Source organism: Schlesneria sphaerica (genome assembly GCF_044336245.1).
Taxonomy (GTDB): domain Bacteria; phylum Planctomycetota; class Planctomycetia; order Planctomycetales; family Planctomycetaceae; genus Schlesneria; species Schlesneria sphaerica.
Genome location: NZ_CP172346.1, coordinates 6,943,487 through 6,965,895, shown reverse-complemented (window position 1 = coordinate 6,965,895; position 22,409 = coordinate 6,943,487). Strand labels below are relative to the sequence as shown.

Sequence of the window (22,409 nt, the reverse complement as noted above, 5' to 3'; positions counted from 1 at the left end):
ACGCACCGACCAATTGGACAGACTGATGAGCGACAGATTACGTCGACGGGCGTTCCTCTCACGCTCGGGGCTGGGCATCGGCTCCGTCGCACTATCGAGCCTGCTGAGCGTTCCGACTGCACGGGCGAATCCCTCGCCTCAATTAGAGCGATACCCCGGGCTCCCGGGATTGCCTCACCTTCCACCGAAGATCAAGCGAGTCATTTTCCTTTGCATGGCGGGCGGACCATCACACCTCGAGACGTTCGACTACAAACCTCAGCTGGCTGCTCTACATGGACAGCCGATGCCCGAGTCGTTCACCAAGGGACAACCGATCGCGCAGTTGCAGAATGCCCAGCTTCAGGCTCATGGGCCCATGTTTAAGTTCGGACAGTATGGCGGGGGAGGGCAGTGGATCAGTGAAGTCCTTCCCTGGCACCAGAAGATGGCCGATGACATCTGCATCATCAATTCGATGACCACCGAGCAGATCAATCACGACCCTGCTCATACATTCATGAATTGCGGCACGGCGATCAGCGGTCGCCCGTCGATGGGGGCCTGGATCAATTATGGGCTCGGCTCGGAAACCAGCGATCTCCCCGGTTTCGTGGTCCTGACCAGTGTCGGAGGCCGCTTAAGCTGTCAGCCAATCGCCTCGCGACAATGGAGTTCCGGTTTCCTTCCAAGTCGTTTTCAGGGTGTCGAGTTCGCTTCCTCGGGCGAACCCGTGCACTACGTGCAGAACCCACCAGGAATCTCGGCCCGGCTGCAACGTGCGAGCGTCGATACGATCCAGCAAATTGACCGTCTCGCCGATCCCCTTTTTGAGAACGATGAAATCGATGCGCGAGTTTCCGCCTTTGAAACCGCGTTTCGAATGCAGACCGCCGTCCCGGAACTCATGGACACCCGCGACGAACCGAGCCACGTTTTCGAGCTCTACGGTGCAACGCCGGGTGACGGTTCGTTCGGTTCCAATTGCATTCTCGCTCGTCGCCTGGCTGAACGAGGTGTTCGCTTCATTCACCTGTACCACCGCGGCTGGGATCATCATGGGGATCTACAGCGGGATATCGTTGAATGCGCTCGGCACACCGATCGAGCCAGTTATGCGCTGATCACTGATCTGAAGCAGCGCGGGATGCTCGACGAAACACTTGTCGTCTGGGGAGGTGAGTTCGGTCGGACACCAATGGTGCAGAATAAAGGGAAAACTGCGGGACGCGATCACCACATCAAGGGCTTTTCCATCTGGCTGGCAGGTGGTGGAATACGTACGGGTGGCAGCTACGGAGCGACGGACGAACTGGGGTACCACGCCGTCGAAAAACCCGTGCAAGTCCGTGACCTGCACGCGACCATGCTGCATCTGCTCGGTATCGACCATAGTCAGTTTTCTTATCGGTTCCAGGGTCTGGATCTCAAACTGACAGGTGTCGAAGAAGCGCACATTTTGCGAGAAATTCTCGGCTAAGGTGCCGAACGTCAACATGTTCGGTGCACCACACCTGCAACGGGGGATGTTGCCGGCGCCTCACGAATTTCTCCGACTGGAACCGAGATCCCGGGAACCGGAAGTGAGCTCAACAATTCTCCAGCCTGTTTGTTTCCGGTCGTGCATCGCTTGGCCGTGACCGACGAGGCATCGACATTTCCAGAACGATCACCGAAGATGCCGACCTCACTCGTACGACTCTGCAGCGTCATGGAATCTCGCAAATGAATCTTGATGAACGTCAGACAAAAGAAGCGCAGTACTCGGAACTTCTTGACGTTAAGAACCAGGTTGGGATCGCTTCGTTCGGACTCATGTCGAATCAGGTCTGGTATGACGATCCCCGCCGACTGACTTTCCTCTTGTCGCGTTATAAGTTCGTTTCCAAGATGCTGTCAGGAAAAGCGAAGGTGGCCGAGGTTGGATGCGGCGATGCCTTCGGAGCGAGAATCGTCCAGCAGGAAGTCAAGGAACTGCACGTCTATGACTTTGACCCGATTTTCATCGACGATATCAATTCCCGACAGGTCGAACGATGGAAACTGCACGCTCACCTGCATGACATTCTGACCGGCCCGTTAGAGCATGGGCCGTTCGATGCCATCTACAGCGTGGACGTCATGGAACACATCGAGCCTCAAGTCGAGCACATTTACCTGAACCATCTGAAGAGCTCACTCACGGAGCAGGGAGTCTTGATTGTGGGGATGCCGTCGCTGGAGTCTCAGACTTACGCATCCCGGCAGAGCAGGATTGGACATGTCAACTGCAAGTCGGGCCCCGCGCTCAAAGCCACCCTCGAACAACAGTTCCACAATGTGTTCCTGTTCTCGATGAATGATGAAGTGGTCCACACGGGCTTTTCGCCAATGGCACATTACCTGTTCGCCATCTGCTGCGGAAAGAAATAAAAGCTGCCCCGAATGCTCAGATTGTCCGAAAGGAAGGTCTCACCCCGAGGGAATGCTGCAGCAAAACCGTCAGTCCTCCGTCGACGACCAGTGTCTGACCGGTAATGTGACCAGCCCGGTCGCTGCACAGAAAATCAATCGCATTCGCAACATCGCGAGGGGTTCCCATTTGTCCCAGTGGGATAACAGTCTCGTAGTGACTCTGGAGTTCCGGGTTTTGGCGATAGAACTCGCGGCCCTCGTCCTTCAGGATCAGATTCGGCGCAACCCCGTTGACACGGATCCCTTTCGAGGCCAACTGGACAGCATAGAAGCGAACCAGGTGATCCAGCGCTGCCTTGGTCACGTGATATCCGAGAGGTTGTTCGGCGGCAATGAATTGGCCACAGACCGAACTCACCACAACAATTGCAGCGCGGGGAGCAAAGGAATCCGTTTCGACCAGATGCTCAATGACCTGCTGCGTCGCCTGGACCCCGACTTTCAACTCACCCTCCAGTGTATCGCCCGTCCCCCGATTGCGCTGCGAAAATGCGAGTCGTGTGACTGGACCAGACTGCTTAACGATCTCATCAAGTGCGGGAAGCAAACTTTCGGGGGCCGTCAGATCAGCGGCAAAATGCCGGATTTCCGCTTTTGAAGCCGAGGTCTCATGATTCGGCAAACGCCGTGCGATGACCGAAATGACCCCTTCGCTCTCTGACCAGAGTTGAACGAGTCCCCGGCCAAGCCCTTTCGTCCCTCCGACGACAATCGAATGGTGCGTGTTCATGACAGCCTCAGTGCGCGCGGGCTGCGCGGAGAGAGTGAGACAAATTGCCCGCCCCTGGCCACATACTCGGCGTTTCGATTCACGATCTTCTCTTCCGCTCCGGGATTCACGACCAGCAGACAATACGAAATCTGTCGTTCGACCAGGGCATCAGATCCCCGAATCGGAAGGCCTCCCGCAGGAAACCGAAGTTTCTGTTTTTCGGGAGAGTCATCAATAACACAGTCGAGAAATTCCGCCAGCTTCATGATATCGATCAGCGTGCTTGCGCGATGCCCCGCGCCAAAGACTGCCAGTCTGGCTCCATCGCTTCCAATTTCCTGCGCCCACCTCCTGAGCGCCTCTTTCCGGCGCGGCCAGATGTTTGCGAAAGACTGAACAGCCGGTTCAAGGGAACTGCGCTGGGGCGCTGCAGATTGGGGGGTGCTCGCCAGTCCCATCCAGACCAGGCGATCTTCCATCGGATCAGGAACACGCCGAAAATAGACCGTTTCAAATCCGGCGCGCTGAAGTCCCTGCTGGAGGGTCAGCTCGGTAAAGTACAGTGTGTGCTCCTCCCAGACTGCGGTCACGTCCACGTCAGCTAAGGCAGCCTGGCTGTTGGGAACCTCGATGAGCAGATATCCCTCTGGCGTCAGAAGCTCCCTGCATGCCGCAAGAAATTCCGCCGCATCGTGACAATGTTCCAGAGCATACCGGGCTACCACGAGATCCGCTGGACCGTACTTTTCGACCACTTGACGGGCTCTTGGCACTGTCCATGCGGCCTGAACCGATTCCATGCCGACATTCTCTGACGTCAGACCGAGATCGATGACGGAATCAAGCAGACAGGCCTGGCCAAACTCCAGCCGCCGCAACAAGGCACCGTCATCCCGGGTGAAGCCGACGATTCGTTCTGCGCCGCCAAACTTGGTCACGATTGCCAAGTCTCGAGCGGTCTCGTCGAGATGTCCTTCCGGTTCCGCATACTTGATCCACGGAAAACGGGGCTGAATCTGCTCGATCGGTGGAACGTCCGATAGCTGCACAACGCCACACGTCTGGCATTCCTGCCACGAGAGGGCCTGTCGATAAGCCGGGGAATGACCTTCCTCAAAGAATTGATTCGAGATCGAAACCAGACCGAAGTCAGTGACAGGATTCACCGACGGCGACCGACAAACACGACAACTGGGCATCCACCCACTCCTGAAGGACCATCGGCTGAGACAACCGTGATGCGGGGCGGGGCCCCTCATTCGAACGTGATGTATCCGTAGTCGCCCGTGTACCCTGCCTGTTGGTAGAGCCATTCCCATTCCTGTGGAGTGTGGAAGGCTCGACACGTCAATTGCCAGTAGAGGAGGTTCGCTTTCTCTCGTTCGTTCCGGTAGGTCTCGACGACGATGTACTTTCCGCCTCGACTGACGCGTTCAATCTCTTTCACAGCCGACCACAAGTCGAAGAGATAGAGATTGTGAAGCGCGTTCAGACTGTAAACGAGGTCAAATTCATTGTCCTTGAATGGGAGTTTGGTGGCGTTTCCCACGTGGAGAAACGGCCGAATCTCTTCCTTGGAGTTTTCGATCGCGTAGGTCGAAATATCCAGGCCTGCCACTTCGATTCCCGGGACCACCTGGGTGAACTCATACAGTAGAAATCCCTTTCCGCACCCTACGTCCAGAACCTTCGAGCCGGCCTTCAGTCCGTAATGCTGAGCCATCGCCTCAGCAACAGGACGCCAGCGACCGTCGTAACGGTAGCCGCCATAGCCAAGGTGACGTTCTCCGTCCCAGTAATCCTTGCCAAACTGCAAAGCAATCTCTGCACATTCCGCTTTATCGTGGTCGAGAACTCGCTGACGGTAGTCCCGCTTTGTGGACTTATGGACCGAAGCCAGGAAATCAAGGTGTGCCATGCAGAGACGCTTCTCAATGGGGAATCACGGACGGTGAATGTAGGAAAGTGGAAGCTGTTCAATGGCTTCCAGATTGGCCTGAACCCAGTCTACGACCTCGCGCAATCCCGTATCAAGGTCGATCTGGGGCTTCCAGTTGAGCTCGGTTCTCGCCCGGGAGGAATCAATCACATAGGCGGCGTCCTGACCCGGTCGTTCGTCAACCGACTTCGTTGACTCTTCAAATGAACGCCCCAAAGTCGCACACATCCGCTGGACCACCTCGCGTACGGAAATCCCCTGATCGGGCGAAAGATGATACATCTGCCCGATTTGACCATGTTCCAGAATCGCCAGCTCGCCGCGGGAGACGTCACGAATATGAATGTAAGACTTCACAGCTCGACCACCGCCGTGAAGCTCGATCGTTTTCCCTGTCAGCAGGTAAATGGCTGAGCGGGGAATGATCTTGAAGAGCTGCTGTCGGGCACCGTAAACGTTAGTCGCCCGAACCGTCAGCACCGGGAAGTCGAACTGTTTCCGGAACGTCGTCAGCAGCAGATCCGCAGCCGCTTTGGAAGCTGCATAGGGGGTACTGGGATTCATCGGCGCGTCTTCGGTAACCCGTCCGACGCAGCTCCCATACACCTCTGGCGAGGAAATGTGCAGATACCGCTGCAGGTAATTTTGACGCCGCAGGTGATTGACCAGCTCCGCCAGAGCGACACAGTTCGTCTGAAACCAGTCCTCAGGATAATCCCAACTGGGAGCGACCTCGCTTTGAGCAGCGAAATTCACAACCCACTCGGGGCGTTCGGCATCGAGCAAGTTCAGAATCGCTCGTGAGTCGTTATTCAGATCAAGGCGATGATAAGTGAAGTGCGATCGATTGGCCGACTGAAGGTACTTAAGGAACAGCGACGATCGTTCGGGCGAGCGACTGATCCCGATCACACGGTTTCTCGGATCGTCCAGCAGCAGGTCGATGAAGTCCTGACCTGAAAACGAGTTGGCACCAAGAACAACCACAGTCCGAGATCCGGACGGGTCCGTCTTGCGAGCAGATTCTGACGCCACAAACTTCTCCTGAACTTAATCCGCTGAAAATTGGAACCGGCAACAGGCACCTGGGCTGGAAACAGACGAATCACGGCCCCCGCTGACTTTGGGGCGTCTTTGCGCTTCCCTTATGCCCGGAGCCTCACTTCTTACACCCATTTTACAGGCTTGGTTCTACCATAGACCACATGGATCGTCATTCCGAACTGAATTTGCAAGGGAAGATCAAACGTGATGGACGCTGTTTTTCTGACTGCACCCGTCGGCTTTTTTCTCGTGAGTGGCCTGCTGGTGAAGTGCTGCCAGCATCTCCAGGGAACCAGGTGATGGACTCAATTCAATCAATGGCCGCACTTTTGACAGTGGGGATGTTCGTGTACCTGCTGTTTGCGATGTTGTTCCCGGAAAGGTTTTCATGAATACCACAGACTGGATCGAAATTGGCGTATTTTTCGGTGTACTGCTTGCGCTGGTCAAGCCGCTCGGCTGGTACATGGCACGCGTTTACGATGGTGGTTCGGCCAGTCTTAACCGCCTAATTCGCCCCTTGGAACGGACAATTTATCGCCTTTCCGGCGTCAGACCTGAAGAGGAAATGACCTGGCAGGCGTATGCGATCTGCCTGCTGGCTTTCAACGCAACCGGCACGATGGGTCTCTACGTCCTTCAACGTTGTCAGGGTTGGATGCCCCTGAATCCTCAGCAACTTCCTGCTGTCGCTCCCGATCTCGCCTTCAACACCGCCGTCAGCTTTGCCACGAACACGAACTGGCAGGCATACAGTGGTGAAAGCACGTTGAGTTATTTCACTCAAATGGCGGGCATGACGTCCCAGAACTTCCTGTCCGCGGCGTCAGGAATGGCGGTCCTTATCGCGCTGGTCCGCGGATTGACACGACGAGTGTCAGAAACGATCGGCAACTTCTGGGTTGATCTCACGCGAGGGACCATGTTCATTTTGCTCCCGCTCTCATTTTTACTCGCGATTCTCCTGGCTGGGCAGGGGGTGGTTCAATCCTTTTCTGCCGCTGCAGTCGTAACGGTCTTGGATCAGGTCTATGACGGAGAAGGGAAATCACCGGCAACGCAGGTAATCCCGCTCGGCCCTGCTGCTTCACAGATTGCGATCAAGCAACTCGGCACGAATGGGGGTGGATTCTTTGGAGTGAATTCCGCACACCCGCTTGAGAACTCGACACCGCTGAGCAACTTTTTGCAGGTTGTGTCCATTCTGCTGATTGCTGCGGCTCTGTGTTACACGTACGGAGATCTGGCAGGTGACACTCGACAGGGCTGGTCTCTGCTGGTCGCCATGCTGCTGATCTTCGCTCCAATGCTTTTGCTGTGTGTCTGGTCGGAACAACAGGGAAATCCTCGCCTCGGTGGACTGGGTCTCGATCAGTCATCGAGCGCCCTCCAGAGCGGCGGCAATCTGGAAGGAAAAGAAGTTCGTTTCGGAACAGCAGCGTCGGCTCTATGGGCGACGACGACCACAGCCGCGTCCAACGGCAGCGTGAATTCCATGCATGACTCGTTCACTCCACTGGGGGGACTCGTCCCATTGCTCTTGATGCAGTTAGGCGAGGTCGTTTTTGGTGGAGTTGGCAGCGGCCTTTATGGCCTGGTGATTTTTGCAATCCTTTCAGTGTTCATCGCGGGACTGATGGTAGGAAGGTCCCCGGAATACCTGGGAAAGAAGATCGAGGCGTTCGAAATGAAGATGGCTTCGCTCGTGATTCTGATCCCACCCCTGATCGTGCTGGGGGGAACAGCCGTTGCAGTTTCACTGAATGCAGGACGTGCCAGCGTCTCGAATCCCGGACCACACGGTTTTACCCAGATCCTGTACGCCCTTTCTTCAGCAGGTAACAACAACGGAAGTGCGTTCGCAGGACTGAGTGCGAACACTCTGTTCTACAACGGCTTGCTGGCTGCGGCGATGCTGGTCTCGCGCTATTGGCTGATGATCCCCGTTCTGGCTATTGCCGGTTCCCTGGCCAGAAAGAGGTACACCCCTGGTTCCTCGGGAACTCTCCCCACACATACTCCGTTATTCACCATTCTGGTCGCCGGCATGGTGGTTCTCGTGGGCGCATTGACGTTCGTACCGTCACTGGCATTAGGCCCGATCGTCGAGCATCTGCAATTGTCTGGATCCTGAATGCTCGCCTCGTTCTGTTTACAGGCGTTTCGATAAACGCAGGAGAATTCTTTATGTCATCGACTGCCACACAATTCCTGTTCGACAGGAACGTCGTCGGTGCAGCGCTTCGCGATTCGATATGGAAACTAAGTCCGCGCCACCAGTTTCGCAATCCGGTGATGTTCACTGTTCTGATGGGGAGCTTGCTGACCACGGCGTTGGCGATCCGCGCCATCGTGGTTCCGGGAACCGAATCCCCCGGTTTCGTCGGTGCCATTGCTGCCTGGCTCTGGTTCACCCTGATCTTTGCAAATTTCGCCGAGGCCATGGCCGAAGGGCGCGGTAAGGCACAGGCAGACGGCTTAAGGAAATCACGGAAAGAGGTCATGGCTTGTCGGCTATCAAGTTCGCGAGGCCGGGAGTCGGTACTTTCATCTCAACTGAAGAAAGGGGACGTCATTTTTGTCACTGCGGGCGAAGTCGTTCCCATTGATGGCGAAGTCATCGACGGCGCTGCTTCCGTGGATGAAAGCGCCATCACGGGGGAAAGTGCTCCGGTGATCCGTGAAAGTGGTGGCGATCGAAGTGCAGTGACGGGAGGAACGCGAGTCATTTCTGACTCGTTGACCATTCGCGCGACATCAAACCCTGGCGAAACATTTCTTGATCGGATGATCGGGATGGTAGAAGGGGCCAAACGTCAGAAGACCCCCAACGAGATTGCTCTCAGTATCCTGCTTGCGGCGATGACAATCGTTTTTCTGCTGGCCAGTGCAACACTGGTTCCGTTTTCAGAATACAGCGTGATACTGACTGGAAAAGGAACTCCCATCAGCCTGGCCGTCGTCGTTGCCCTGCTGGTCTGCCTGATCCCGACGACGATCGGCGGTCTTTTATCCGCAATCGGAATTGCGGGAATGGATCGAATGATCCAGGCGAATGTGATCGCGACATCAGGACGCGCCGTCGAGGCGGCAGGTGATGTCGATGTATTACTTCTCGACAAGACCGGCACGATTACGTTGGGAAACCGACAGGCCGTCGAGTTCATTCCCGCTCAGGGTGTCACACCCCAGGAATTCGCCGACGCCGCACAACTCGCGTCACTGTCCGATGAAACGCCCGAAGGACGGAGTATCGTCGTCCTCGCCAAATCCAACCATGGGTTGCGCGGCAGAAACGTCGAAGAACTGCGAGCCAGATTCATTCCGTTTTCGGCTCGGACACGGATGAGCGGCGTCGACCTCGATGGACGGGAGATCCGTAAAGGGGCCGTGGATGCAATTGAATGCTACCTCCGACAACAAAATGGCGAGCTCCCCCGGGCGTTGAAAGAGGATGTTCATCGAATTGCAAACCGGGGTGGGACGCCGCTGGTCGTCGCGGAAAATTCGCGCGCTTTGGGTGTCATTTACCTCAAGGATATTGTCAAAGGAGGGATCTGCGAGCGTTTCTCTCAACTGCGTCAGATGGGCATCAAGACTGTGATGATCACGGGTGACAACCCCATGACAGCCGCGGCCATCGCTGCAGAAGCAGGAGTGGACGACTACCTTGCTGAAGCAACCCCGGAGGCCAAACTGTCGCTCATTCGCGAGTATCAGCAAGGAGGAAGACTCGTCGCGATGACGGGAGACGGCACCAATGATTCTCCCGCACTGGCACAGGCAGATGTTGCCGTCGCAATGAATTCGGGAACGCAGGCCGCCAAGGAAGCGGGAAATATGGTCGACCTGGATTCCAACCCGACAAAGCTGATCGAGATTGTCGAAATCGGAAAACAACTTTTGATGACGCGGGGATCCTTGACAACTTTCAGCATCGCGAATGACGTCTCGAAGTACTTCGCGATCATTCCCGCAGCATTCGTCTCAACATATCCCGAACTGAATCGCTTGAACGTGATGCACCTGGCAACTCCCGCCAGCGCGATCCTGTCTGCGGTGATCTTCAACGCGTTGATCATTGTCTTTCTGATCCCGCTCGCGCTCCGCGGTGTCCGCTTACGTTCTGCGGGTGCAGCCGAGTTGTTACGCAACAACCTCTTGATCTACGGATTGGGAGGCTTCCTCGTCCCATTCGCCGGGATCAAGATGATCGATTTAGTTCTTGTCGCTCTTCAACTTGCTTGAGAATGGAATGACAATGTTTCAGACAATACGGACTGCCGCCACCTTACTAGGCGTTTTGACCATTGTGACGGGACTGATTTATCCAGTGCTGGTGACCGGTGTCGCGCAACTTGCCTTTCCCCGAGAGGCAAATGGAAGCCTGATCGCACATCCCCTAAACAAGAGTACATCAATTCGGAAGGGAACAGATCCGCCGACGGCCTCTCATAAAGACACTCGCCCCACCTGGGTTGGCTCTGAGTTGGTCGGACAGCACTTTGTCAGCGGGAAATACTTATGGGGTCGGCCCTCTGCAACGGCCCCCGCCGAATACAACGGGATGGCAGGAAGCGGATCAAACCTTGCAATGACAAACCCCACCTATTTCGACTCTGTGAGTGCGCGGATCGCCAAACTCCGGGCGGCCGATCCGGACAATCAGTCTCTGATTCCCATCGATCTGGTGACCGCTTCAGCGAGTGGGCTTGATCCCCACATCTCAGAAGCAGCGGCTCGCTACCAGGTCGCACGCATTGCGAAGGCCCGCCATTGCGAGCCTTCGGTTGTAACGCAGATTCTGCTGGAGTATGTCGAGAGACCGACAATCGGCGTATTCGGGCAATCTCGGGTGAACGTGCTGAAAGTGAATCTCGCGCTCGATTCGATGTCCGGGGACCGTCCGGACGAGGAAGGGAACTCTGCGGACGAGCACTGACCATAGTTGATTTATCATGCAGTTCTTGAACCTGCGGTTAAATCCGTTAATCGACGCTACGATGAAGCCTCGTTAGAAATTCTTCACTTGACTCATTTCACTGTTCCATCGGAATGCGACCCCCATGATGAGAGAGCGTCCTGATCCGGATGCACTGCTGGCCCGCGTTCAGGAGGAAGAGACTGAGCGAAAGCGGGGAAAGCTCAAGATTTTCTTCGGCATGGCTCCCGGTGTGGGCAAGACCTACGCCATGCTGGAATCCGCGCGGAATGCGGCTTCCGAGGGAACTGATGTCGTAGTCGGTTACATCGAGCCACATGTCCGGCCAGAGACGCTCGCCATGGTGCTGGGGTTGGACCTCTTGCCTCGTCGAGTCATCCGCGCGCGTGACAAGGGGTGGGAAGAGTTTGATCTGGAAGGCGCTCTGGCTCGGAAGCCGCAGCTCATTCTTGTTGACGAGCTGGCACATACGAATGCGGAAGGATCGATTCATCCAAAGCGCTGGCAGGATGTACAAGACTTGCTGGCGGCAGGGATCAACGTTTTTACCACGCTGAACGTACAACATCTTGAAAGTCTCAATGATGTCGTCGCCCAAGTGACCTCAATCCCCGTGCGTGAAACTGTACCCGACAGGGTGTTTGATCAGGCTGATGAAATCGAACTGATCGACCTAGCGCCAGATGATTTGATTGATCGCCTGAGAGCAGGGCGAGTTTATGTTTCTGCACAGGCATCTCGGGCCCTTGAGAATTTCTTTCGAAAGGGAAACCTCATCGCACTGCGCGAGCTCGCTCTGAGGAAGACCGCCGAGCGAGTGAATGTCCAGGCCATCGGATACCGGCAGCAGCATGAGGTATCTCGCATTTGGGCCACCTCAGAACGGATTCTCGTTTGTGTCGGCCCGAGTCCGATGTCAGCGCGACTGGTCAGATCCACCCGACGAATGGCTGCCAGTTTGCGAGCGCCGTGGGTCGCCTTACACGTCAACCTCGGACACGCTAAGCCCCTCAGTTCATCGGACCAGCAACGGTTGGAGAACAATTTACGTCTGGCTGAGGACCTCGGAGCGACCGTTGATGAAGAGAATGGAACTGATTTCGCTTCTGCAGTTCTGGCGTACTGCCAGCACCACAATATCACCCGCATCGTCGTGGGTAAGCCGCAGATGGCCTGGTGGCGCGAGTTATTGCAAGGCGGGTTTGTCGCGCAACTGATTCGTCGGTCGGGAGACATCGACGTCTATGTCATCAGCGGCGACGGAGAACCGGCTTCAAATCGGCACGTTTCAGGCGAGGTGAAGCCCGTTTATGGCCTCGCATACTGGGGGGCAACGGCAGCAGTTTCGGCATGTACTGTCGTCTGCATCGGCCTTTCTCGATATTTTCCGGTTACCAACCTTCCGATGATCTACCTGTCCTGCGTGGTAGGGGTATCTCTCATCTGGGGGCGTGGCCCCTCAGTCCTGGCGACAATTCTGAGCGTCGCGGCACTGGACTTCTTCCTGATTCCTCCGTATCGCACGTTCGTGGTGGGGGACTCGCAGTATCTTCTAATGTTTCTTGTCATGCTGGTAACGGGACTGGTCACGAGTGATCTGGCTTCCCGAGTACAGGTCTACAGTAAAGCGATACGACAGCGGGAACGGAGAACGGCCGCACTCTTTGCACTCAGTAAAGAGTTGGCTCCACTTCCTTATTACGAAAGCGTCGCCGCTGCCGCTCAGAGGATTATCTCCCAGGCGCTCGACGTTCACGTCTGGATCCTCCGTCAGCCAGAATTGCCGGACGAGGATGCAAAGCGGTTGGAAGGGGACACGCCACCCGCCAGACACGCAGGCGTGATTCGCTGGGTCTTCGATCACGGCCGCCCCGCAGGATACGGTACCGATACATTGCCGGGAACGGATGCAACCTACCTGCCTCTGCATGGATCCGAGGAACTGGTTGGCGTACTGGGGGTCCTGCCGAATCGTCAGACGTCCAAACTGACGATTTCCCAAATGAAGCTCCTCGATGCGTTCGCCAGTCAAATTGCTCTGGCGCTGGAACGCTGCAAATTGGCCTCGGAGGCCGAAAAAATTCGTTTGCAGATGGAAACAGAGCGACTACGTAATACGCTTCTCAGCGCAGTTTCACATGATTTGCGTACGCCACTCACCGGGATTACCGGCGCTGCCAGCCTGCTGGTAGATGGCAATGAAAAGCTGACATCTCCCGCCCGCCTCGAACTCGCCGAGTCGATTCTTGAAGAGTCAGACCGTTTGACTCGCCTCGTGGCCAACCTGCTCGACCTTTCCAAACTCGAAGCCGGAGCGATTTCACTTCAACTTGTGCTGCAACCAATCGAAGAGACCGTCGGAGTCGCACTGTCCCGACTCGAAAGGCGGCTCAAAGACCATCCCATCTCCACCGATCTTCCCGATGACTTGCCACCTCTGACGATGGACGGAATGCTGATTCAGCAAGTGTTGATCAACTTACTGGAGAATGCCGCGAATCTGTCATCTCCAGGGGTTCCCATCGAGTTGCGTGCGCGGGTCAGCGAAGGCGTGCTCACGGTTGAGGTTGCCGATCGGGGCCCGGGAATTCCGGAGGGCCAGGAGGAACTCATCTTCGACAAATTCTACCGCGTGGCCGGTCAGTCCCAGTCGGGTACGGGCATTGGTCTTACAATCAGTCGGAGCATCATCGAACTACACGGGGGAAAAATCTGGGCGGAAAACCGTGCGGGTGGGGGAGCGGTATTTCGGTTCTCCATTCCGGTCCAACAGCATGGGACTGCGGCTGGTAACATCCTCCGGTAATTTGAACGGGCAAGCACCGGCGTCTCCCCGGCGGCAGCATGATCGAGTGTGTTCCGAATTCCAGGAGGATGAATACTCAAGCCTTGGCTATCAAAGTAAGATTCGACTGGTACGCCATTAGACCGTGCCGAATCTGGTTTGGAGAGCAGCAGGTCCAAATGTGCCTCCACGACGCATTGCCAGGCCACGCAACTGAAGAGAGTGGAACGTCCGCCGAAATATTGGTCACAGCACTCCAAGTCAGGTTTTAACGATGGCAGTTGGGGATCGTCCAAAAATTCTGATCGTCGAAGATGAGCCTCAGATCCGCAAATTTCTACGGATCTCACTGGAAACATCTGGTTATTCGGTAATCGAAACCGCTAACGCGGCTGCCGGTATCGGCAACGCAATTACAGAGCCTCCTGACGCTGTAATTCTTGATCTGGGCCTGCCGGACCAGGATGGCATTGCTGTGATCATGCGACTCCGGGAATGGTCAAAGGTTCCCATCATCGTCGTTTCAGCACGCGGCCGCGAAGCCGATAAGGTGCTGGCATTGGACGCCGGAGCGGACGACTACCTGACCAAACCCTTCAGCGTCGGTGAGTTGATGGCGCGGGTCCGCGTGGCCCTTCGACATTCCACCGCCGCAACCAGTCCGACCGCCGAACCCGTGTTTAAGGTCGGCGATCTCCATGTGGATCTGGCTCGACGTGAGGTGACGGTCGCGCAGCAGTTAGTCCATCTGACACCTACGGAGTATCGCCTGTTGGTTGTTCTCGTCACACACGCCGGAAAAGTCGTCACCCACCGACAACTCCTCAAGGAAGTCTGGGGCCCCGGCAGCGTTTATGAGAATCAGTACCTGCGTGTTTACATGGGTCAGCTACGTCGAAAAATCGAAACAGATTCAATGCGCCCCCGCTATCTGAAAACAGAGCCGGGCGTCGGCTATCGTCTGATGGATGATTGACGGTCACTGGAATCAATCCGCTTCACCTCTCTTTCCCCTTACAAGCTGCCGACCTGATAAGGAGAGCTCCCACGTTGTGGGCTCCCTCTGGAAATTGCCACCGCAACGTGCAGCACCTGAGAATCAACGGGATTCCGCAGCCTTCGGAACATTTACCGCGGGGCCAATCCGAACGTGTCTCAGTCCAACAACCGTACTATGGTTCTGCAGACCAAGAAATCCTTTCACGGATCGCAATGCGAGATGAGGCAATTCTTCGGCCGAAATGTTCGTCACTTGCACTCCATTGTGCCAGGTGGTGATCTTTTGACCGAGGCAATTGATCTCGAGCGAATTCCATTCACCGAGCGGTCGAGAGTTACGCGGGTCCGCACCAACGAAGTCATAGATCGACGCCGAGTACTGGAAGTCTTTCAGTGCGGCGTGCTCCGGGGCGGTGTCATCCAGGATCTGAACCTCGAAGCCCGCAGCAGGTTGGGTATCGTTGTCCCGATGGTGATTTCCGTCTGCTGGAACCCGCACGTACACTCCACTGTTTCCCCCCTTGGAGACGAGGTAGTCGAGACGCAGATTGAAATCGCCGTACTCGTCAGCAGAGCGTAACCAGGGACCTTTTTTTCCCGAGCACGTCAGAACGCCGTCAATTACCGACCAGCATGCCTCACGATCGCCACCCACGCCCTCCCAACCTGAGAGATCACGACCGTTGAACAGCGACTGGTAACCAATCTCTGCGACTGTCATATTCCGCAGCAGGAACTGGCCTCCGTTCGGTACTTCGATCTGGAAGCCGATCCATCCATCGACCTGCATCAGTCCCGAGACTTTCCAGGCGTCCGTTCCGTTAATTTTCAACTCCGCAGATTCACCGACAACTCGCAGGTCGAACGCGTTCCACTCACCGGCTGGATTGACCAGTCCCGTACTTTCCGTTCCAGCTACGGTGGGGATACTGCCTTCTTTGCCCTTCTGAAGATTGACCTGATAACCGGTCAATGGAAATGGCTTTCCCGCGAGTGAGGACCGAATAAAGATTCCCGCATCGTAGTGTTCAGAACTCAATGCCTGCCATTCGACGTGCAGTTCAAAGTCACGTAAGCGATGATCACTCCGCAACCAGCCATGACCTGCTTTCAGGCGCAGGCTTCCGTCAACGACATCGACTTCTGCCTCGTTTTCGACCGACCAGCCGTTGAGCGACTTGCCGTCAAATAGCGGTCGCCGATAGATCGGAATCTCTTCACCCCGAACCGGGCAAACGGAAGAAATAAGGACCAGGACTAACATGAATACCGAGAAGGGCTGCATCAATGACATTCCTTGAATCAGCAATCAAACCGCCTGCGCATTGGAGAACGCCTAACCCATCCGTATGAATCGATGGATTCCTGCGAGCAGCGTAATCTTGTGGTTTTGTTTTATACAGGCACCAGTTGCCAACGAATTTCGAATTCTTCGGGAAAGAGATTTCAATGGATGTGTCCGGCGAAGGGAGATCGAAACGGGTGACCAGTTGCTCCCGGCGATATTGATTCCGTTGAGCCGATGAAACCCGCTGAAACTGGATTGCCAGTCGTCACATCTGCATCGACATCAGGACGATAATCTACCGAAGCGAAAAAGGAGCCAGGTGGCGAGCACCCGACTCCTTTTCTTTTACGCTGCTCAAAATCACGGGCTGCGAGAGCGAACCCATGGTTTGAGGTTCAGTTATCCGCTTTTTTCTTCTTTTTCGCGGCCTTCTTCACGGCTTTTTTGGTAGCTTTTGCGGCACCCTCCGTCGTGGATCGACCCCGCGACTTTTTCGTGGCAGGACCGCGTGCGGCCCGCTCTGCAAGCAGCGGCAGCGCCTCTTGCAGCGTGAACCCCTGGGGATCTGTCCCCTTGGGCAGCGTCGCGTTGACTTTCCCGTGCTTCACGTAGGCACCATAGCGCCCATCGAAAATCTGCACAGGCTCTTTGTCATCCGGATGCGGTCCAAGTTCCTTCAGCGGGACCGGTGCCGCCTTCGTCTTCGCCTGAGCAAGCAGTTCGAGCGCCCGCTCCATGGTGATGGACAGCACGTCATCGGTCTTGTCCAGTGACTTGAAGGTCTTCTCATGTTTCACATAGGGGCCATACATACCGATCCCGGCGTTGACCACATGCCCCGTCACCGGGTGCTTTCCAAGCTGTCGCGGAAGCGACAGATAATCAAGCGCGTCTTTCAGTGTGATTGAATTCGGATCGCGTGTCTTGGGAAGGGAGACCCGCTTGGGCTTGGTTCCGTCTTCCCCCACCTCACCGAGCTGCAGATAGGGTCCGAAAGGCCCGACCAGCAGGAAGATCGGCAGTCCCGTCTCAGGATGCTCACCCAGCGACTGGGGGCCCCGCTGCTTAAGATCAATCAGATTCTCTGCAATCTCATTGTTGATGTCCGCCGGTGCCAGACTGTCAGGAATCGACGCAGTAACGGTCTCTCCGTTGCGTTCGGTTTCCACGTAGGGGCCGAATTTTCCAACTCGAATTCGCGACGACAAACCATTGAATGTCAAGGTGCAGGCAAGACGCGGATCGATTGCCTCTTCATTTGCCTTGACCTGGGCATCGAGTCCGTCCGATCCGCTGTAGAAATGCTGGAGGTAGGGAAGTCGGTCCCCCTGGCCGTTAGCGATATCGTCGAGGTCCTGCTCCATCTTGGCAGTGAACCCGAAGTCGACCAGCTTGGGGAAATAGGTTTCCAGCAATTGTGTTACTGCGAAAGCTGTGAACGTCGGTACAAGCTGCGTTCCCTGTTTGACGACGTAGTCACGATTAATAATCGTGTCAATAATCGTCGCATAGGTACTCGGTCGGCCGATTCCATCTGCTTCCAGTGCCTTCACCAGCGTGGCTTCCGTGTAGCGTGCGGGTGGCTTGGTTTCATGACCGATGGGATCGAGCAGAGCACAGTTCAGTCGATCTTTCTCGGCCAGTGGCGGCAAGGATGCCTCCTGATCGTCGAGTGCGGCTTCCGGATCATCGACCCCTTCAACGTAGGCACGGAAGAAGCCGGGAAATTCGACGTGGCGGCCCGTTGCTTTGAATTCGGCATCTTCAACAGCAACCGTCACCGTCTGGAATCGCAGCTGTGCTTCTGCCATTTGCGTCGCGACGGTCCGTTTCCAGATGAGCGCGTAGAGCGCCGCTTCACGCCCAGACAGACCGTGCTCTTCGGCCGTTTTCATTTCCGTTCCGGCGGGCCGAATGGCTTCGTGAGCTTCCTGCGCGTTCTTGGTTTTCGTCGTGTACTGACGCGGTTCAGGGCTGAGGTATTCTTTTCCGTAGCGATCCTGCACCGATTTTCTCGCGGCATTGAGTGCCTCTTGAGAAAGATTGACACTGTCGGTTCGCATGTAAGTGATATAGCCGTCTTCGTACAGGCTTTGTGCGATCCGCATCGTGTCACGGGCAGTCAATCCGAGCTTGCGGTTAGACTCCTGCTGTAACGTGCTGGTCGTGAAAGGAGCATACGGCTTACGGGTTTGCAGTCGTGTTTCAACCGACGACACCACCCAGGGCTGGTCCTGCAAACGGGCTTGAAGTTCCCGCGCTGCTGCTTCGTCAAGCAGCTTGACCTTGGCATCAACCTTGAGCTTGCCCGTCTGCTCGTCAAAGTCTTTGCCCGTGGCGACTCGTTCGCCGCCAACCGTCGCCAGCGTTGCCTCGAATTCTGCCCCGGTTTCCGTTTTTAGTGTTGACTTCAAGTCCCAGTATGAACCCGACTTGAAGGCCAGTCGCTCGAGTTCCCGTTTCACGAGCACGCGCACCGCCACTGACTGTACACGCCCCGCCGACAGCTTGGGCCTGACCTTCTTCCACAAGAGTGGGCTGAGGCGGTAACCGTAGAGGCGATCGATGATTCGGCGCGCCTCCTGGGCAGCGACGAGATTCATGTCGAGATCGCGCGTCTTCTTGACGGCTTCCTGAATGGCTTCCTTGGTGATTTCCGAGAAGACCATGCGCTTCACGGGGACTTTCGGCGCAAGAACTTCCGCGAGATGCCAGCCAATGCTCTCTCCTTCGCGGTCTTCGTCGGTTGCGAGTAACAGTTCGCCGGCGCCTTTCAGCGCGTCCTTCAGTTCCTTCACCAGTTTCTTGCGTCGATCGCTAACGATGTAGAGCGGTTCAAACTCGTTGTCGACGTCAACACCGTATTTGGCGAGATTCGACTTCGTCTTCTTAATCTCTTCGGGGATATCTTTAGCACTCTCGGGGAGGTCGCGCACATGCCCCATACTGGCCATGACCGTATAGTCATTACCGAGATAGCTGCCGATTTTTTTGGCTTTTGCGGGTGATTCGACGATCACCAATCGTTTCATAGACTTTTCTGTCACCGGAAAACTTTCCGTTTGCAATCACCAATTGACTCAGGACGACCCCGATGGCCCGAACGACACACACTTCCCACCCACCAGCATTCGTGGATGTGGCGCAACTGCCGACAGCAGAATAGACTGGGTAATGGTTGTGTTCAGCAAATCCCTTGTGTGCCGAGCATGTCTGGCTACAATGCCGACGTTCGCACGGGGAATTCCAATAAGGAATCGTAACAGGGTCTGTCAAGCGTCGAGCTTTACAGGCTCTCTCACGAAGTCTGTCATTAACATCACATGAGTCAGCCTGATTGTCATTTCATTTCGCGATCATCACCGTCGCGGATGACAGTTTCAACAGCGCTGACTTTGCGGCGTTCGGTGCAGCCAAACTCGTGCGGGAGAAGCCGCAACCAGGAAAAGGATTCCGTTGATGAGTAGCACATTCTTCGCATCGATCCGTCGAAATCAAAGACAGTGGATGGTCGTCCTCACCGTCCTCGCAATGATTTCGTTCTTATTCCTCGACTATGTCGGTCGAGGGACTGGACCGATGTCGCCCGTCGGTGGCGCCATTCTCATCGGCATCCTGTGTGCCGCCGGGATGTGCGTCGTGGGCTACCCTCGTCAGAAAGCGACCGAATTCGGCCTGGGCGGATTACTCGTCGGTGCGCTCGTCGGCTTCATCGGGTTTGCGGCAATGGCACAAAGTAAGCCCGTCGTCCGAACCGCGATCGGAAGCTTCACACGCTACGATCTAGAGCAACTGGCCCAAAATCGGATGCGAGCAAATCAGTTCCTTTACGCTGTCGCCCGAAGGGTGCAAAGCGGAATGCCGTCTGGTTTCGGCGGAATCGATGATCCTTCACTGGTGCAATACAAGATCCTGCTGACCGACGCTCAGAAAATGGGTATCCGAATCTCAGACGAGGGTGTGAACGATTTCCTGAAAGAGATCGGGAATAACCGGATGACTCAGCAGGACTTCCGCGAAAGTCTGCGGGAAGCGCGGCTCGGCGAAAGCGAATTGTTCGACATCCTGAAAGAAGAACTCGCCGCCCGGCTGGCAGTCAAGCTGACCTATCCGCCTGCAACGGTCGTCCAGGTCAGACCCGAGTTCGCACAGTACACTCAGACTAGAGAACCACTTCGCTACATGGAGCAGACCCCGGAACAGCTCTGGGACGCCTATCAGAAGATGAATCTGAAGCAGTCTCTTCAGGCAGTTGCGATTCCCGTCCAGGATTTCGTCAGCGAAACAGCTCAGCCCTCCGATGCAGAGCTGGCTCTGTTCTTTGAAAAATACAAGACGAACCGTTGGATCGACGAAGCACGCCCTGGCTTTCTCCAGATGCCGAAAGTCCAGTTGGCCTACCTGACAGCCGACTTTGAAGAATTCGAGAAACGCGTCAATCCGACAGACGAAGAAGTGAAGGAATACTTCGAACGAAATAAGGATCGGTACCGCGCCCCAGAGACCAAAGAATCAACCGCACCGAAATTGCCGGAAGGTGAATCCACGAGTTCTGACGCGAGCGCACCTTCTTCCGAAGAACCGAAATCGGAACAACCTGTAGCCCCCACAGAAGAAAAGTCTGAAGCCGAGCCCGTAAAAGAAGAACCGAAGGCAGAAGAGCCCAAAGCAGAAGAGGCTCAGCCTGAGGCTCCTCAGTCCGAGCAACCAGAGGCTCAGCCTGAAGAGAAGAAAGAAATCGACGCAACCGAGCCCAAGTCGGAATCGTCCTGCGGAGAAGAGCCAACCAATCCCGAGCCGACTGCGAAGGACGAAGTTGCTCCCGAAACTCCAGCCGCTGAGGCAGTCCCCGCCGAGCCCGTGGCTGCCGAAAAAACGGACGAAGTGAAAGAGCCAGAAGCTGCAACTGCTCCGGAAACGGCTCCTGCATCTCCTGAAGCCACCACAGAAAAACCAGAGCAACCTGCTGCCGAAAGCAGCGAAATCGAAGTTCCAAAACTGAGTGAATCCCCAGAGTCGCTCCCCACACCGAAGCTGCGGGAACTCGATGATGAGCTGAAACTGGAAATTCGAGAAGCCATTGCACGTGAGCGGGCATTCGACCTGATCGCAACGGCCTTGGACGCGGCGTACGAGTTCATGGTCCCATTGGGCTTGGACTATGACACCACCACTGACCTGACCGAGAAGGCAGAAAAAGCGAAAACCATCGCCGAGAAGTTGAAGAAGTACGCTGAGCAGCACAATCTCCAGTATGTTGAAACCCCGGAATGGGAGTATGAACAACTGCTGGCAGAACCGATCGGGATGGCATTCGAGTCCCAGAAGCGCTCACCTGTGGCCAGCGATGTTCTGATGCGCGGGGACAATGGTGAGTCCCGCATGCCGCTGTATTCTCCTCGTCGTGCAGACCTGAGAACCCGACGTGGCTCATTCGCTTACTGGAAGATTAACGATCTTCCAGCCCGGGTGACCGAACTCAAGGAAGAAGCTGTCCACGAAAGGGTTGTTCGTGCATGGAAATTCGATCAGGCGCGAACCCTGGCAGAAAAACGAGCAAAAGCATTGGCCGAAATCGCCAAGACGGAAGGGAACAATCTCGCCTCCGCAGTTTCGGGTGAATCTGCCACGGGACAAAAGGGTGATCCCGCACTGAGCCTCATCGAGACTCCCGAGTTCACGTGGCTCTCTCGACCACAAAGCCTCCCTTCTGCGCAGCAGGAACCGACACTGACAGACATCCCGCTCATCCCGGAGGTGGATGGTAATTTCATGAAGACCGTCTTCGAAGAACTTAAGGTCGGTGAAGTTGGTGTAGCACCAAACGCCAATCGATCGATTTACTATGTCTTCAAAGTAAAGGATCGTGATAACGCGATTGAAGACGGTGGAGTTGCCGAACAGGAACGCCGAAAGCAGTTCCTTGCCGAGCGATTCACAGGTCTTTATCCGATCATCAAATCCCCTTACGAATCCTTGGCGCAAGGCCCTCAACGCGTCATCGATCAATCGTGGGTACGTAACTTCGAGAGCCGTAACGAAGTCGAATGGACCGAGTCAGAAGCGACACGTCGCTCGCGCCGCTGACATGCCATACGGTCTACAATGAACTTTTGATTGCAATTGACCGGAAGGTCGTCTGTTCCTGTGGGGCAGACGACCTTTTTTTTATTGGCAATCGGATCGGCGGTGCAGGCCGTGGGCCCGATACCCCTGACACTGAGCCTATCTCCTGAGGCTATCGCACCCTTCGGAGTGTGTTCAGGG

Annotated in this window: 15 protein-coding genes; 9 read left to right on the top strand and 6 right to left on the bottom strand. The window is 55.7% G+C overall.

Annotation, left to right across the window (positions count from 1 at the left end):
* Window positions 1-25 precede the first annotated feature (25 nt).
* Window positions 26-1,459, top strand: coding sequence for a DUF1501 domain-containing protein (locus ACGY09_RS24925; RefSeq protein WP_397569887.1), 1,434 nt, complete (start codon window positions 26-28; stop codon window positions 1,457-1,459).
* Between the two features lie 245 nt (window positions 1,460-1,704).
* A complete protein-coding gene (locus ACGY09_RS24920) occupies window positions 1,705-2,391 on the top strand; it encodes a class I SAM-dependent methyltransferase (protein WP_397569886.1) in 687 nt (228 codons plus the stop codon).
* Window positions 2,392-2,407: 16 nt separating this feature from the next.
* On the opposite strand, the gene ACGY09_RS24915 is transcribed toward ACGY09_RS24920, so the two are convergent.
* The 4 genes from ACGY09_RS24915 to ACGY09_RS24900 are packed head-to-tail and all read right to left on the bottom strand — an operon-like array spanning window position 2,408 to window position 6,119.
* Window positions 2,408-3,163 carry an SDR family NAD(P)-dependent oxidoreductase gene (locus tag ACGY09_RS24915; RefSeq protein ID WP_397569885.1) on the bottom strand — a complete coding sequence of 252 codons (756 nt, stop codon included), beginning with the start codon at window positions 3,161-3,163 and terminating at the stop codon, window positions 2,408-2,410.
* On the bottom strand, window positions 3,160-4,344 hold the full coding sequence (locus ACGY09_RS24910; RefSeq protein WP_397569884.1) for a methyltransferase domain-containing protein: 1,185 nt from the start codon (window positions 4,342-4,344) through the stop codon (window positions 3,160-3,162). The genes ACGY09_RS24915 and ACGY09_RS24910 overlap by 4 nt, the downstream gene beginning before the upstream one ends.
* Before the next feature lie 56 nt (window positions 4,345-4,400).
* A complete protein-coding gene (locus ACGY09_RS24905; protein WP_397569883.1) occupies window positions 4,401-5,063 on the bottom strand; it encodes a class I SAM-dependent methyltransferase in 663 nt (220 codons plus the stop codon).
* 24 nt (window positions 5,064-5,087) lie between these two features.
* Window positions 5,088-6,119: a GDP-mannose 4,6-dehydratase gene (locus ACGY09_RS24900; RefSeq protein WP_397569882.1), complete on the bottom strand. Its 1,032-nt coding sequence runs from the start codon at window positions 6,117-6,119 to the stop codon at window positions 5,088-5,090.
* A 170-nt stretch (window positions 6,120-6,289) separates the two neighbouring features.
* On the opposite strand from ACGY09_RS24900, the gene kdpF reads away from it, so the two are divergent.
* From kdpF to ACGY09_RS24870, 6 genes are all read left to right on the top strand, one after another.
* On the top strand, window positions 6,290-6,520 hold the full coding sequence (gene kdpF, locus ACGY09_RS24895; RefSeq protein WP_397569881.1) for a K(+)-transporting ATPase subunit F: 231 nt from the start codon (window positions 6,290-6,292) through the stop codon (window positions 6,518-6,520).
* A complete protein-coding gene (kdpA, locus tag ACGY09_RS24890; RefSeq protein ID WP_397569880.1) occupies window positions 6,517-8,262 on the top strand; it encodes a potassium-transporting ATPase subunit KdpA in 1,746 nt (581 codons plus the stop codon). The genes kdpF and kdpA overlap by 4 nt, the downstream gene beginning before the upstream one ends.
* A gap of 53 nt (window positions 8,263-8,315) precedes the next feature.
* Entirely contained in the window at window positions 8,316-10,376 is a 2,061-nt protein-coding gene (kdpB, locus tag ACGY09_RS24885) for a potassium-transporting ATPase subunit KdpB (RefSeq protein WP_397569879.1), read from the top strand.
* A 13-nt stretch (window positions 10,377-10,389) separates the two neighbouring features.
* On the top strand, window positions 10,390-11,070 hold the full coding sequence (gene kdpC, locus ACGY09_RS24880) for a potassium-transporting ATPase subunit KdpC (protein WP_397569878.1): 681 nt from the start codon (window positions 10,390-10,392) through the stop codon (window positions 11,068-11,070).
* Between the two features lie 124 nt (window positions 11,071-11,194).
* Window positions 11,195-13,876, top strand: a complete 2,682-nt coding sequence (locus ACGY09_RS24875) for a DUF4118 domain-containing protein (protein WP_397569877.1) — start codon at window positions 11,195-11,197, stop codon at window positions 13,874-13,876.
* Window positions 13,877-14,129: 253 nt separating this feature from the next.
* Entirely contained in the window at window positions 14,130-14,831 is a 702-nt protein-coding gene (locus tag ACGY09_RS24870; RefSeq protein ID WP_397569876.1) for a response regulator, read from the top strand.
* Window positions 14,832-14,954: 123 nt separating this feature from the next.
* Here the strand turns inward: ACGY09_RS24870 and ACGY09_RS24865 are convergent, their stop codons facing one another.
* Entirely contained in the window at window positions 14,955-16,139 is a 1,185-nt protein-coding gene (locus ACGY09_RS24865; RefSeq protein ID WP_397569875.1) for a DUF1080 domain-containing protein, read from the bottom strand.
* A 398-nt stretch (window positions 16,140-16,537) separates the two neighbouring features.
* On the bottom strand, window positions 16,538-19,174 hold the full coding sequence (gene topA / locus ACGY09_RS24860) for a type I DNA topoisomerase (protein ID WP_397569874.1): 2,637 nt from the start codon (window positions 19,172-19,174) through the stop codon (window positions 16,538-16,540).
* 427 nt (window positions 19,175-19,601) lie between these two features.
* Between topA and ACGY09_RS24855 the strand changes: the two genes are divergently transcribed.
* Window positions 19,602-22,229: a hypothetical protein gene (locus tag ACGY09_RS24855; RefSeq protein WP_397569873.1), complete on the top strand. Its 2,628-nt coding sequence runs from the start codon at window positions 19,602-19,604 to the stop codon at window positions 22,227-22,229.
* Window positions 22,230-22,409 lie beyond the last annotated feature (180 nt).